The organism is Desulfoscipio gibsoniae DSM 7213 (assembly GCF_000233715.2).
Classification (GTDB): domain Bacteria; phylum Bacillota; class Desulfotomaculia; order Desulfotomaculales; family Desulfallaceae; genus Sporotomaculum; species Sporotomaculum gibsoniae.
In genome coordinates this window covers 3,055,968-3,068,929 of sequence record NC_021184.1, presented here as the reverse complement: position 1 = coordinate 3,068,929, position 12,962 = coordinate 3,055,968, and the positions used below count along the sequence as shown (strand labels likewise).

Below are 12,962 nucleotides of genomic sequence, written 5' to 3'. Positions count from 1 at the left end.
AAAGTTTATAGTTTTTATTTCCATTGGAACAGTTCTAAATAATGGAGCTGTTTTTTTATGCACAAAAATTGACGGTTAAAGCAAGGATCTTAACGAGTTATGCAGCATTTCCCACGTGTTGCGCACCAGGTATTGGAAATGGATAGGGGCAATGGTACGATGATGTCAAGAAAGGACTTGGTTTAATAGATAGTATCATTTTTTCTCTTGGGGGTGATTTCAATGGGTCTTGTTAGATGAGGTGGTTTGTTAGGCAAGCCTCAGTGTGGTTGGAGTCTATATTTAATGGTTATCAGAAAAGCCTTTGAAATACCGATTGGGTGCCAATTATCCGTCAAGCCTGACATGAAAACGATAATATTCACGAGGAATAATATATATTCGGTAATTGACCCCTTAAATCGGTGATTTAGTAGAGCTGTTGAATATTCATTCTTCACATAATATAATTGGAACCATAAGGAAAAAAGGGAGTTGATTGTATTAGTTAATTGGTAAAAATAAACGAACTACTTGGTGGAGTAATTAAATAATGTGTTTAAATTAAGGGAGGTGACGGTGTCAAAAAATTAGTTTGATTTATTCTATTTAATAGTTTAAATAATACAAAGGAGGAAAAATATAATAAAAAAGACAATGCTGCTATTTGTTACTATGTTTGGTTTTTTATTTATAAGTAGCGTTTCTTTTGCGCAAAACAATCCTTCTGCAAATGATGAAGAAGCTATTAAGTCAATAATTTCTCAATACTTTAATAATTACTTCGATTCATTTAAATACCTAAAAACTGCTAATACGAGCAATATTATTGAGGAAAACGATGACACGCTATTATATAAAATAATTAATGAATGTGAGGTAGAAGTAAGCAGAGAATTCGGTATAGGATATAAGGATTATAGTTATTCAATTGATTATAAAGATATTTTAATCAATAACAATCAAGCACAGGTTGGGTTATTAATTGATCTCGATTATCAATGCCAAAATACTTTAGATATAAAATCTGGAATATACAATGTTGATTATGATTTCAAGTTAAAGCATGATGGAAATAAGTGGTTTATAACAAAAATTGATTCAGGCTTTGATGAGTTTGAACAATATAAGGCTTCATATCGCGAAAAAAATAAGGCAGGTTTAAAAGGACAAGACCTTCAAAAGAAAATGAAGGAAGAAAAGCTCAACGATATCGTTAAAATGAAAAAGCAATTCGAAGAAAGCAAATTAATGCCTTCACCTCATCCAGATACAAGCACTACAGGTTCTGATTCGGTTACAGCCGCAGCTTCATATACTTATTTTTCACCTAGAGGAACTGCTTATGCTGAGAGGTTTGCTGAATCATCACAAAGTAGTAGGTTTTTCTACACTGCAGGAAGTGGTGGTGATTGCACAAACTTCGTCTCTCAATGTGTTTGGGCCGCTTTTGGGGGATACGTAGAAGGAAACGATACTAAAACTAAAAGTAATATTGCAAATAAAGTAAGGATGACTAGTACATGGTACGCTGGAACTGGAGGAGGAAGTTCAAATTGGGAATCAGTTTCGTCTTTATGGAACTACGCTACTCAATCTAAGACTCTAGGTCCGAATGGGTATGGCTTTAATAACGATAGGGTTTATACATACATAAACCCTCGTTACGAAGACATTGGGGAAGTTTATCAGGTAAGAAATGGTAGTTCAGGCTCATATGCTCATTCTGTTTACACAACTGACATGAACCCCAACCCCACAAGTTATAGTGATATTTTTGTATCACAACATTCTTACGATAAGCTTAACAGGCCCCTAACTAATCTAATATCCAGTTGGGGTGGTTCCAATTGTTACATGAGAAATATTGATTTTACCGTTTATACCTCTTATTTTAACAGCTAGTTTTTAAAGTAAGGGGCAGCTTGAATTAAGCCTGCCCCTTTTGTTTTTTCAATAATAAGCGAATATTATTTTATCGAGGGTGGATTTATGCTGAAAAAAATTACAGTTCTCCTTGCTATTGCTATTATATTAACTGCGTGCAGTAGCAAACAAAATTATGTTCTTAATGTTAGTAATGAGGACGAATCGTTAATTAATAATATATCAAATGCATTATATAATGATTACTATAAAAGCATTGGAATTAATCTAAACAATATTGAAGTATGCGATATCAATCCCTATCTCTCAGGCCGCATAGTTGTTAGCTTAGTTAAAGGAGAAGGTGCGCGTCTTGACTTATTTTACCTTGCTAAAGATAATGATAATAAATATAAAGCAGATAAAAAAGCAGAAGGAGAAATGGCCTTAAGTATGGGATTTTCTGTTAATAGAATTGCTGATTATAATAATACTATCATATTCGGTAACTTAAATGAAACAACGTGGCTACCTGATTCTGATAAAAAAATAAAAACCGACTTTGAAAAGGTTAGTATGGTTCTAGATAATGATGAAATAATAGAGGAAGATATTAAGGGTGATAAAGCATATATTATAATTATTAATAAGAGTACAAATATACATAATATAAAATTTTTCAATTCTGATAATAAGGTTGTATGTACACTAAATGATCTAATTAAATATGGAAGTGGTATTAATAATACAAAGCTTGAACAGATTCAATGAGCGTATATAATACAAAAAGTTAAGGTGTCCACATGCGTGACTGGTTTACCAGAAACATTAATCAGTGGTATTTAACCCCTGGAAATTGACTGCTGTTACCCATGTTAATTGGCCATGACAAATTTAGAATCTATTTAAATAACCTTACACAAAATTAAGCCTCCTCATGATAACTAAATGATCTGTTCAAAAAGAGCCATTATTAAGATAGAGCCCTCTCTTCGGATAAAATAAGCCACAGTTCGTTTATAAAGCCATTTTATAATTTTACCTGTAGAATCGAATTGTGCCCTTCTCTAGATAGGGTTTGCTGAACCAATCCTGTTCAATAAAACTTCATTATAAGGGTCTAACAAATGTTTATAACGTAATCAAGCGTAATGGGCATATTCGATATTTTATGCAAATGCTTCTTAGGAGGTGATAAGGATGGCGAGTATTTCAGTACATGCATTGGGACGCAGAGTAGGAATGTATGTGGCAAATAAGGCGGTCAACCCAAACCAAGCGGAATTGCTGGGATACGGAACCGAAATTATATTGGGAAGTGTTCTTAAACTGGTCGTTCTTTTTTCGATAGCTGCTTTGCTAAGAGTAGTTTATGAAGTATCAATTTTATTGCTTTTGGATTGTTATGGCAAGCATTTACTTTGACCCCATTTGGCCATTTGCTTATAAAAAAATTGGATATTTTATTTTCACTAAAATGGAAGGGAGTGAATTAAAATGTTAAAATACATAAATAGGTTATTATTTAGTGGACTAGCTACTATATTGACAATAGTGGCTATGACCAATATGAATGCTACAAGTTTGTTTATGATGTATGAGCCAGAACCACCTAAAGAAAATTAGATGCGGTGGATGTGCATTTAAACTTCTATTTGGGGAAATTTTGGAAGGATCAACCGGCCTTCCGAAATTTCCCCAATTGAATTCCCTCAGTTACTTCATTCTTTCTAGTAATTGAAAATTTTGCGAGGTAGCTATTGCGCATTATCGATGATTAAGGCACGATGATTAAGGCTCAAAATCAGGGGTTACCTGATATTTGAGCCTTTTTTCTCCTGCAAAAATTCTAATTAGCCCCTTTAAGAACCATCTCCGCTTGTTTTATTGCTGTTGTGCGTTGGCACCGAAGCCCATGCCCATGCCGCCGCCGAAGCCTTTAGCGCCGCGGCCAAAGCCTGGTCCTTGACCGGGAGTTCCATACGGGCAGGTAAAGCCGTTTTGCTCATGGAATTCATACATTTGATCAAAGTGATCCCTCATGGCCTCTCCCTGTTCAGCAGTCAGACGACCGGATTCCACAGCTTGATCCACGGCTGCTTCTTTAGCGGCAAACCGCTGGTCAAACCAGGCCTTGGCGTCAGCTGTGGTGTCCGCAAAGGCGGGCACCGCCATGGTGGCTGCCAGGGCTAATGTCGCTACCACTACACCTATTTTTTTATTCATATTCCAAACCTCCTTTGTTTTATTCAATTATAAGCTGTAAATGTGGCAAAACTATGGGATTAATAAGAAAACTATATGAAAAAATGATTGTAGCTTGTCATTCCCGTTCTATCTGTTGCATGGTGTCGGGCCGAGGGTCAACGAAAACCGTCCTTTGTTTTTCATAAATAACGTAGCCAGGCTTTGCTCCATTGGGTTTTTTTACGTACTTGCGCAGGGTATAGTCCACGGGGACGTTGGTGGATTCCCTGGCCCGGCTGAAATAAGCCGCCAGAGCGGCCGCCTCCAGCAGCGTTTTTTCCGGCACCTCTCGGCCTTCTGTGCGTATGATAACATGGGAACCCGGTATTTTGCAGGTATGCAGCCAGATATCGTTATCCTCGGCCGTTTTTAAAGTCAAAGTATCATTTTGGCGGTTGTTTTTACCAACCAGCATAATAAATCCGTCACCGGAAACATACTGCAGTGGTTTGATTTGTTTTTTTACTTCTTTTGCGTGTTTTTTGCCCGGCTGTACAGCCGGTTTTTTAATATACCCCTGTTTGGCCAGTTCCTGTCTTATTTCTTCCAAGTCATCCATATCTTCAGCTATATCAAGGGATGTTTTAATACCCTCCAGATATTGCAATTCCTCTTCACTGAGCCGGACCATTTCACCGGCCGCTTTTTTGGTATTGTTAGCTTTGTTATATTTTTTAAAATAATACTGGGCGTTCTCCGAGGCGGAAAGCGCTTTATCCAGTGGTATAACTATTGTTTTAGCCTCGGGGTCATGATAGTTTTCCAGCTCAATATGTTGCATGCCACGCTCCAGGCGATAAATATTGGCGGTGAGCAGTTCTCCGTACAAACGGAACCGGTCGGATTCCTCAGCCTCGGCAACGCTTTTTTTCTGCAGTGCCAGTTTTCTTTGAATGCGCCTGGCTTCTTTTTTAATGATGCCCAGCAGTTGGTTCCTTTGTTTATTTACGGCTTCCCGGGCCATTTTACGGGAGAAAAAGGCACCGGCTATTTCGTTGGCCCGGCCGGTTGTGTAGGTAGATGTTTCATCCGTGATCACGGGCAGTGGGAAAAATTCCACGGGCTCGCCTTTGCGATTGCAAACCAGCATTGACTGCAATGTATGCTCCCTGGCGTCAGAGGCTATCTGCTGCCAGGTCTGCCAGAGGGTGCGCAGCTCATGTTCGCCGCAGTGGTCTAAAAGGGTATTGGGCTTTAAGCCTGCAAGTTTGACGAGTTCCCTGCAGGTGGGAATACTGAACCCATCCAGCGATTTTTGCATGGCCACGGCCAGGCTGTCGTCTAACTCGCCGCCAATGATGACTTCCCGGAAAGCTTCCTCCGAAACTGCCAGTGGGTTGGCCTTATGGGTTTCAGGCGGGGGTATATAAAGTTGACCGGGAAGCACTTCCCGGTGGCGGCTAACGGCATGGCCGTACCTCCTGATGCCGTCCAGTATGGTGTTATCGGGACGAGTTACCAGTATGATGTTGCTGTGGCGCCCCATTATCTCGCAGATTAGCGATTTTTCGGTCGGGCGGCCCAGCTCATCGCGGCAGTCCACCCTTATATCAAGTACCCGGTCCAAGCCGGGCTGGTAAAATCCGCTGATTTTACCGCCCTCCAGGTGCTTGCGCAGCAGCATGCAAAACATGGGCGGCATGGTGGGGTTGGGTGCGGACTCCCGGGTTAGGTGTACCCGGGCGTTTTGGGCATTGGCATTGATAAGTAAACGGTATTTCATCCCGGGTCTGCTAACGATTAAAACTATCTCCTCCCGGGCGGGCTGATAAATTTTTTCAATGCGCGCCTGGCGCAAATTATCGTTTAACTCATGACATACATTGTATAAAAAAAGACCGTCAAAGGGCATGGCGGTTTACCTCCGGCTTTGGTTCTACTGTACTTTTATGTAACGCTTACAGTATAACACCGGGGCTTAAAGGGGGTCAAACAGTCTTTAGCGCATGAAAAAATATGCATTAAACCAATTTCTTTTAACCACCTAACAACTAGCCAACTGAGCCAACTCAAACCTAGCCTTATCCAACCTAACCCAACCCAACCCAACCTAACCTAGCTTAACTTAACGAACTCATGAGCTGACCACCAGACAAACTAGTTAAACCAGGTAATCAGATAACTGATAACTATAAACCAAATAAGGACTATACCAAAATTAAGGTATGTCCAAACTTGTGTAATTTTTTCTTTGCTGGTTGAATATGTTTTTAGATAATTATGGAAATCAACTCCGAGGGGTGAGGACATGCCTGAAATTTGGCAAACACTTAGCGCTGAAGAAACGGCTTTACGCTTAGAAGTGGATACTGTCAGGGGATTAACTGACGGTGAAGCTCACAGCCGCATGGAACGAGTGGGCCCCAATGTATTAGAAAGAGGCCCTGATATGGCCATGTGGCAGATGTTTTTGAACCAGTTCAAGGACTTTATGGTATTAGTACTGCTGGCTGCCACGGCTATAAGTGGATTTTTGGGTGAATGGTCCGATGCCGTCACTATCTCTATAATTGTATTACTTAATGCAATATTGGGAGTGGTGCAGGAATACCGGGCCGAACGTTCCATGGAAGCACTTAGGGAACTGGCCTCACCCGAGGCCAGGGTAATTCGGAACCGCATGGAAAGAAAAATACCCGCTGCCGAGCTAATGCCGGGGGACATTGTTTTGCTGGAAGCGGGGGATCGGGTGCCGGCGGATATCCGATTAATACAGACAATGGATCTGGAAGCCGTTGAGGCTGTTTTGACGGGTGAATCAACACCGGTGCGTAAGCATACTCGCCCGCTGGAAAATGCAGCAGGTCCTGCGGACGCGGGCAATATGGTGTTCATGGGTACGGCGCTGACCAGGGGGCGCGGCAAGGGTATTGTAGTGGCTACAGGTATGGCCAGCGAGATGGGTCAAATTGCCGGAATGATTCAGGAAGCTGAACAGGAGCCCACGCCGCTGCAAAAAAGATTAGCTCAACTGGGCCGCGGGCTGGTGTTTTTTTGCCTGGCCGTATGTGCCATGGTGGTCGTGGTTGGTGTACTGCGAGGTGAAGCGGTTTACCAAATGTTCCTTACCGGTGTCAGCCTGGCAGTGGCGGCTATCCCCGAGGGTTTGCCCGCCATTGTAACTGTAGCTTTGGCCATCGGGGTGCAGCGGATGATTAGAAGGCATGCCATTATTAGGCGTCTGCCCGCCGTTGAAACCCTGGGCTGTGCTACATTTATTTGCTCCGACAAGACCGGTACCTTGACGAAAAACGAAATGACCGTGCGCCGTGTGTACCTTGCCAGCGGTGAATTGGAAGTTAGCGGGGAAGGTTATGATCCTAAAGGTAAATTTTCAGGTGAAACCGGGTCTGATGGGCCGGACTTCGATAAATTAATGAGCGTGGCGGCTTTATGCAATAATGCTACCCTGTATAAAGATAATATTTCCGTTGGCGGTTTGTTTAGAAAGTTAGGGAAGGGTAAAGATACATCATGGCATGTTGAGGGAGATCCCACCGAGGGGGCGCTGCTTGTGCTGGCGGCCAAGGCCGGTTCTTGGCGGGAACGTTTGGAAAAAAAAGCGCGTCGCCTGGCTGAAATACCCTTTGATTCGGAACGCAAGCGTATGACGGTCATCTATCGAGAAGGTGGGAAAACTGAGGCTCTGGTCAAAGGGGCACCAGATATTGTGCTGAAATTGTGCACCCATTATTTACGGGATGGACATGCGGTGCCGCTGGATACCCGTACCCGGAATGCTGTTTTGGAGGCTAACTCCTCTATGGCAGATGGCGCACTGCGGGTGCTGGGACTGGCTTACCGCGAACTACCGTCCGGGATCAGTATCGAGCAGCTTGATGCTGAAGAAATTGAGCGTAAATTGGTTTTTGTAGGGTTGGCTGGGATGATCGATCCACCACGGCCGTCGGCCATCAGCGCGGTGCGCACCTGCCGGCGGGCGGGTATCCGGGTGGCCATGATTACCGGTGATCATCAGTTGACCGCACAGGCGGTGGCCAGGGAAATGGGTATTGCGGGTCGTGACAGCAAGGTGCTCACTGGAGAACAATTGGAGCAAATGAGTGACGAGGAACTGGCCAGTGTAGCTGATGATGTATGTGTTTATGCCCGGGTTTCGCCAAGACATAAACTTAGGATTGTCAGGGCATTAAAGCACAACGGGCATGTGGTAGCCATGACCGGTGATGGGGTTAATGATGCCCCTGCCATCAAAGAAGCGGACATTGGTATTGCCATGGGCATAACGGGTACCGACGTTACCAGAGAAGCGTCGGCTATGGTGTTAACAGATGATAATTTCACTTCCATTGTGGCGGCGGTGGAAGAAGGCAGGGGAATTTACGACAATATCCGTAAATTTATCCGTTACCTGCTTTCCTGCAATGTGGGGGAAGTATTGGTCATGTTTCTGGCTGTGCTGGGAGGAATGCCATTACCCTTGTTGCCCATTCAAATACTGTGGATGAACCTGGTCACCGATGGTTTGCCGGCCATGGCGCTGGGGCTTGATCCCATCGACCGTGATATTATGCGCCGACCGCCCCGGGACCCACAGGAAAGTATATTTTCCCACGCGCTTGGCCGGCGCATTGTCAGCAGCGGCATGGTTATAGCGGTGTTGACCCTGGTGGTATTCGGCCTGGCTTACGCTGATGGGCATAACCTGGATTTGGCCCGCACTATGGCGTTTAACACACTGGTTTTCTTACAGCTGTTTTTTGTATTCTCTTGCCGGTCGGAACATCTAACCATTCGGGAGCTTGGGGTAATGTCCAACCCGCACCTGGTATGGGCGGTGCTTATTTCCACTACTCTGCAAATGGGCGTTAATTATCTGCCATTTTTACAGCCGATTTTCCACACGGTGCCACTTAGCTTGCACCAATGGCTGACTGTTGTTGGCGTAGCTCTATTGCCAACCCTGGCCGGTATCATCCAGGTTCAGTTGAGTGGCCGCTTGCGGGAAAAGGTGACTTATATAAAGGTTTAACTTTGTTTCCAAGTTTCTATCTAACCATCTTTCAATATTCAACACTGGCACCCAAAGCACCAAGCCCTTGAAGTTTAACAATAACTTCAAGGGCTTTTTTTAGAGTCTATTCGAAAAGTTGTATGAGACCTACTTTGAATTTTTGCGTTGGCTCGGCTTTTTGCGATGCTCGCTTATTTGCAGCGATACGACTTATGTTCAAAAGATATCCTGTATACATGAAAAATTATCGGCAGGAAAGATTAGACTGGTAGGGAAGTATAGTATAAAATAAACGGGAGAAAAAGGTCGGAGGAGGAAATATTGTTTTGCTTTTTACTAAAGTACATGGATTAGGTAACGATTTTGTTTTAGTTAACAAGAACGAGGAAAAGAACTTGCCCGGTGATCTGGCCGGGCTGGCCATTAAGGTTTGCCACCGTAATTTCGGAGTGGGCGCGGACGGATTGGTTCTGATAGAGCCTGGTAAAGAAGCCGACATTGCGATGCAGATAATTAATTCCGACGGCAGCGAGGCAGAAATGTGCGGCAACGCTATTCGCTGCGTGGCTAAATTTGCATATGAGCAGGGGCTGGTGCGCAAAACTAAAATGGCCGTGGAAACAGGGGCCGGTATTATGGTGCCCGAACTGGTTATGGAAAATGGTGCAGTTATAGCAGTGCGGGTGGATATGGGTACACCTTACTTGGAAAGAGAACAGATTCCCATGGCCGGGCCTGCGGGTCAGGTGATTAATGAGCCCCTGGCGGTTGATAATGATGTTTTCAATATTACCGCGGTATCCATGGGCAACCCACACTGCGTAATATTTGTGCCCGATGTTGCTGCGGTACCTCTTGAGCATTGGGGAACGCGTGTCGAAACGCATCCGGCCTTTACACGTAAAACCAATGTGGAGTTTGTCCAGGTTTTAAATGAGAAAGAGGTACGCATGCGGGTTTGGGAGCGAGGTGCCGGTCCCACTTTGGCCTGCGGCACCGGTGCATGTGCCACTGCAGTGGCGGCGGTACTCAACGGATATACCGGCAGAACTGTACGGGTACACCTGTACGCTGGGGCACTGGACATAGAGTGGGCGACAGATAATCATGTTTATATGACCGGCCCTGCCGAGCAGGTTTTTACCGGTAATTATCCAATCGGGTAAGACAAAGCACCTTTAGACAATATATAAAATTAATTACATTACAAAACAATGTTGTGCTAAATAGGAGGGTCTTGTTTTGAACTTGCAATTTGAACAGGCACAAAGAGTAAAAAATCTGCCACCTTACTTGTTTGCTCGTATTGAAAAATTAGTTGAAGAAAAGCGGGCGGCTGGAGTGGATATCATCAGCCTGGGCATTGGCGATCCTGATATGCCCACCCCGGGTTATATTATTGAGGAATTGCAAAAACAAGCTGAATACAGGGTTAATCACCAGTATCCCTCTTCAGTGGGCATGCTGGCTTACCGCCAGGCAGTGGCCCAGTGGTATAGCAACCGCTTCGGTGTAGAACTTGACGCTGCCAGTGAAGTGGTTTCGCTTATCGGCTCCAAAGAGGGGATTGCGCACATATCTTTTTGCTATTTGAACCCCGGTGATGTTGTTATAGTGCCTGACCCCGGGTACCCGGTGTACGCTGGAGGAGCCATTTTGGCCGGTGCTGAGCCTTATTATGTGCCATTGACGGCGGAGAAGGGATTTTTGCCCGATTTAAGCGCCATTCCTACTGATGTTGCCAACCGGGCTAAAATGATGTTTATTAATTATCCTAATAATCCTACCGGTGCTGTGGCAGGCGATGAGTTTTACCGGGAAGTGATCTCCTTTGCCAGGGAGTACAATATTTTAATTTGTCACGATGCTCCCTATTCGGAAATGGCCTATGACGGCTACAAGCCGCCTAGTTTTTTGCAGTTTCCCGGGGCCAAGGAAGTTGGTATTGAATTCCACTCCGTGTCTAAAACCTATAATATGACCGGTTGGCGTATTGGCTGGGCCGCCGGACATCCCCAAGTGGTGGATGCGCTGGGCAGGCTCAAGTCAAACATTGATTCAGGCCAGTTCCAGGCTATTCAGTATGCAGCTATTCAAGGTCTTACCGGACCTCAGGACGCCGTGTTTCAAATGCAAAAAGTATACCAAGAGCGGCGGGATATACTGGTGGATGCTCTGAACAGTATGGGCTGGCAGCTGGAAAAACCCAAGGCTACGTTTTATGTATGGGCACCGGTGCCTGCCGGACATACCTCGGAATCCTTTGCCGAGTTGGTTTTGGATAAAGCTGGTGTGGTTATTACTCCGGGTACAGGGTATGGTAACAATGGCGCAGGCTTTTTCCGCATTGCCCTGACGGTGGAAAGGGAGCGGATGGTAGAGGCCCTGGAGCGATTGAAGAAGAATATAGGCCCGGTTAAATTTTAACCGTAGCTGGTTTATATTTGCCCCTAAAAAAAATGTCCCTAAAGATTTTATTATGAGAGGAGTGAAACCCTGGTTTCTTAGGTGGTCCTTAGCTTAAGTTATTTAGGGCTACCGCCCATTGTCGGATGGTGAAAAACCTGCTGTTATATTAGATCAGGTATAAGAAACCGGGATAAAAAATGCGTTTAGCAGAGCGGGCTCAAAATATCAGCCCTTCCCCTACCCTTTCAATTGATGCTCAGGCCAAAAAAATGATGGCCGGGGGAATCAAGGTGATTAACTTCGGTGTTGGTGAGCCGGATTTCGATACCCCGGAGAATATTAAGCAGGCCGCAGTAAAGGCCATAGCTGATGGTATGACTAAGTACACCCCGGTGGCCGGAATAGAACCGCTGCGTAAGGCCATTGCGAAAAAACTGGCTGATGATAACGGCCTACAGTATGAACCCGGACAAATAGTAGTTTCCGCTGGAGCCAAACATTCGCTGTATAACGCTTTTCAAGTACTATGTCAGGAAGGGGACGAAGTAATTTTGCCCGCCCCTTATTGGGTTAGCTACCTGGAGCAAATAAAATTGACGGGTGCAAAACCGGTAATCGTACCTACCACAGTGGAAAATAACTTCAAGCTGACGCCTGCCCAGCTGCAAAGCGTCATCACTCCCAAGAGCCGGTTGATTATATTGAACAGCCCCAGCAACCCTACGGGTGCGGTGTATACTCAAGATGAACTGGCGGCCCTGGGAGAGATATTGGAAAAAAATAATATAGCCATTATTTCGGATGAAATATATGAGAAATTAATTTATGATGGCGGTCGGCATGTTAGCATTGCTTCTTTAAGTCCGGCCTTGAAGGACTTAACAGTGGTGATTAACGGGGTTTCTAAATCTTATGCCATGACCGGCTGGCGTATTGGCTACGCTGCCGCGCCGCTGCCGGTGGCCAAAGCTATGGCCGACTTGCAGAGTCACTCCACCTCCAATCCAACTTCCATAGCCCAGGCTGCCAGCCTGGAAGCGCTGAGCGGCACCCAGGAACCCGTGCGTCAAATGGTTGCCGAATTTGTCAAGCGGCGGGATTACATGGTGGAAAGATTGAGCTCTATTCCCGGCGTCAAGTGCAATCGCCCGGGCGGGGCATTTTATGTGTTTCCGGAGATAAAGCCTTTGTTAGGCAAAAGTTATGACGGTATGACTATAAAAGGTGCCTCTGACCTGGCCGGTGTGCTTTTGGAAAAAGAACATGTGGCTATAGTGCCCGGTGTGGCCTTTGGTGATGACAACTGTTTCCGCCTTTCCTATGCCACTTCTATGGATAATATCCGTGAGGGGCTGGATCGTATTGAAAAGGTGCTTAAAGAACTCCAATAGCATTTAAAACAATACTTGATAACCAAGCACAAAGCACCATGCTATTAGCGGTTTGCAAAACGCGTCGTGGTTATATACCCTGGCGCGTTTTTTAA

10 protein-coding genes are annotated in these 12,962 nt (G+C 44.8%); 8 read left to right on the top strand and 2 right to left on the bottom strand.

Annotated features, from left to right (window positions below):
* Positions 1–654: 654 nt before the first annotated feature.
* The 4 genes from DESGI_RS14335 (at position 655) to DESGI_RS26165 (ending at position 3,471) form a co-directional block, all read left to right on the top strand.
* Positions 655–1,884 carry an amidase domain-containing protein gene (locus tag DESGI_RS14335; protein WP_157872789.1) on the top strand — a complete coding sequence of 410 codons (1,230 nt, stop codon included), beginning with the start codon at positions 655–657 and terminating at the stop codon, positions 1,882–1,884.
* A gap of 87 nt (positions 1,885–1,971) precedes the next feature.
* The gene (locus DESGI_RS14330; RefSeq protein ID WP_006520746.1) at positions 1,972–2,616 is read left to right on the top strand and encodes a hypothetical protein; all 645 of its coding nucleotides are present in this window, start codon (positions 1,972–1,974) and stop codon (positions 2,614–2,616) included.
* 429 nt (positions 2,617–3,045) lie between these two features.
* A complete protein-coding gene (locus tag DESGI_RS14325; protein WP_006520747.1) occupies positions 3,046–3,270 on the top strand; it encodes an accessory gene regulator B family protein in 225 nt (74 codons plus the stop codon).
* Between the two features lie 72 nt (positions 3,271–3,342).
* Positions 3,343–3,471 carry a cyclic lactone autoinducer peptide gene (locus tag DESGI_RS26165; protein ID WP_006520742.1) on the top strand — a complete coding sequence of 43 codons (129 nt, stop codon included), beginning with the start codon at positions 3,343–3,345 and terminating at the stop codon, positions 3,469–3,471.
* A 258-nt stretch (positions 3,472–3,729) separates the two neighbouring features.
* Here DESGI_RS26165 and DESGI_RS14320 read toward each other — a convergent pair whose 3' ends face one another.
* Both DESGI_RS14320 and DESGI_RS14315 read right to left on the bottom strand, forming a co-directional pair.
* A complete protein-coding gene (locus DESGI_RS14320; RefSeq protein ID WP_006520748.1) occupies positions 3,730–4,071 on the bottom strand; it encodes a DUF2680 domain-containing protein in 342 nt (113 codons plus the stop codon).
* A 97-nt stretch (positions 4,072–4,168) separates the two neighbouring features.
* Positions 4,169–5,944: an Rqc2 family fibronectin-binding protein gene (locus tag DESGI_RS14315; RefSeq protein WP_006520749.1), complete on the bottom strand. Its 1,776-nt coding sequence runs from the start codon at positions 5,942–5,944 to the stop codon at positions 4,169–4,171.
* Between the two features lie 396 nt (positions 5,945–6,340).
* On the opposite strand from DESGI_RS14315, the gene DESGI_RS14310 reads away from it, so the two are divergent.
* The 4 genes from DESGI_RS14310 to DESGI_RS14295 all read left to right on the top strand — a co-directional run bounded on the left by DESGI_RS14310 (position 6,341) and on the right by DESGI_RS14295 (position 12,867).
* Complete coding sequence (locus DESGI_RS14310; protein ID WP_006520750.1) at positions 6,341–9,085, top strand: calcium-transporting P-type ATPase, PMR1-type; 2,745 nt, start codon at positions 6,341–6,343, stop codon at positions 9,083–9,085.
* A gap of 308 nt (positions 9,086–9,393) precedes the next feature.
* Positions 9,394–10,233 (top strand): diaminopimelate epimerase, encoded by an 840-nt coding sequence (dapF, locus tag DESGI_RS14305; RefSeq protein ID WP_006520751.1) that lies wholly within the window; start codon positions 9,394–9,396, stop codon positions 10,231–10,233.
* A gap of 82 nt (positions 10,234–10,315) precedes the next feature.
* The gene (locus DESGI_RS14300; protein ID WP_041285546.1) at positions 10,316–11,494 is read left to right on the top strand and encodes an LL-diaminopimelate aminotransferase; all 1,179 of its coding nucleotides are present in this window, start codon (positions 10,316–10,318) and stop codon (positions 11,492–11,494) included.
* Between the two features lie 179 nt (positions 11,495–11,673).
* The gene (locus DESGI_RS14295; protein ID WP_006520753.1) at positions 11,674–12,867 is read left to right on the top strand and encodes a pyridoxal phosphate-dependent aminotransferase; all 1,194 of its coding nucleotides are present in this window, start codon (positions 11,674–11,676) and stop codon (positions 12,865–12,867) included.
* Positions 12,868–12,962: the final 95 nt, after the last annotated feature.

What these genes read in the sequence shown, in the direction of transcription:
- DESGI_RS14335 (WP_157872789.1), top strand. Translation starts at nt 655, where the DNA reads ATGTTTGGTTTTTTATTTATAAGTAGCGTTTCTTTTGCGCAAAACAAT.
- DESGI_RS26165 (WP_006520742.1), top strand. Translation starts at nt 3,343, where the DNA reads ATGTTAAAATACATAAATAGGTTATTATTTAGTGGACTAGCTACTATA.
- DESGI_RS14295 (WP_006520753.1), top strand. Translation starts at nt 11,674, where the DNA reads ATGCGTTTAGCAGAGCGGGCTCAAAATATCAGCCCTTCCCCTACCCTT.
- DESGI_RS14325 (WP_006520747.1), top strand. Translation starts at nt 3,046, where the DNA reads ATGGCGAGTATTTCAGTACATGCATTGGGACGCAGAGTAGGAATGTAT.
- DESGI_RS14320 (WP_006520748.1), bottom strand. Translation starts at nt 4,071, where the DNA reads ATGAATAAAAAAATAGGTGTAGTGGTAGCGACATTAGCCCTGGCAGCC.
- DESGI_RS14330 (WP_006520746.1), top strand. Translation starts at nt 1,972, where the DNA reads ATGCTGAAAAAAATTACAGTTCTCCTTGCTATTGCTATTATATTAACT.
- DESGI_RS14310 (WP_006520750.1), top strand. Translation starts at nt 6,341, where the DNA reads ATGCCTGAAATTTGGCAAACACTTAGCGCTGAAGAAACGGCTTTACGC.
- DESGI_RS14315 (WP_006520749.1), bottom strand. Translation starts at nt 5,944, where the DNA reads ATGCCCTTTGACGGTCTTTTTTTATACAATGTATGTCATGAGTTAAAC.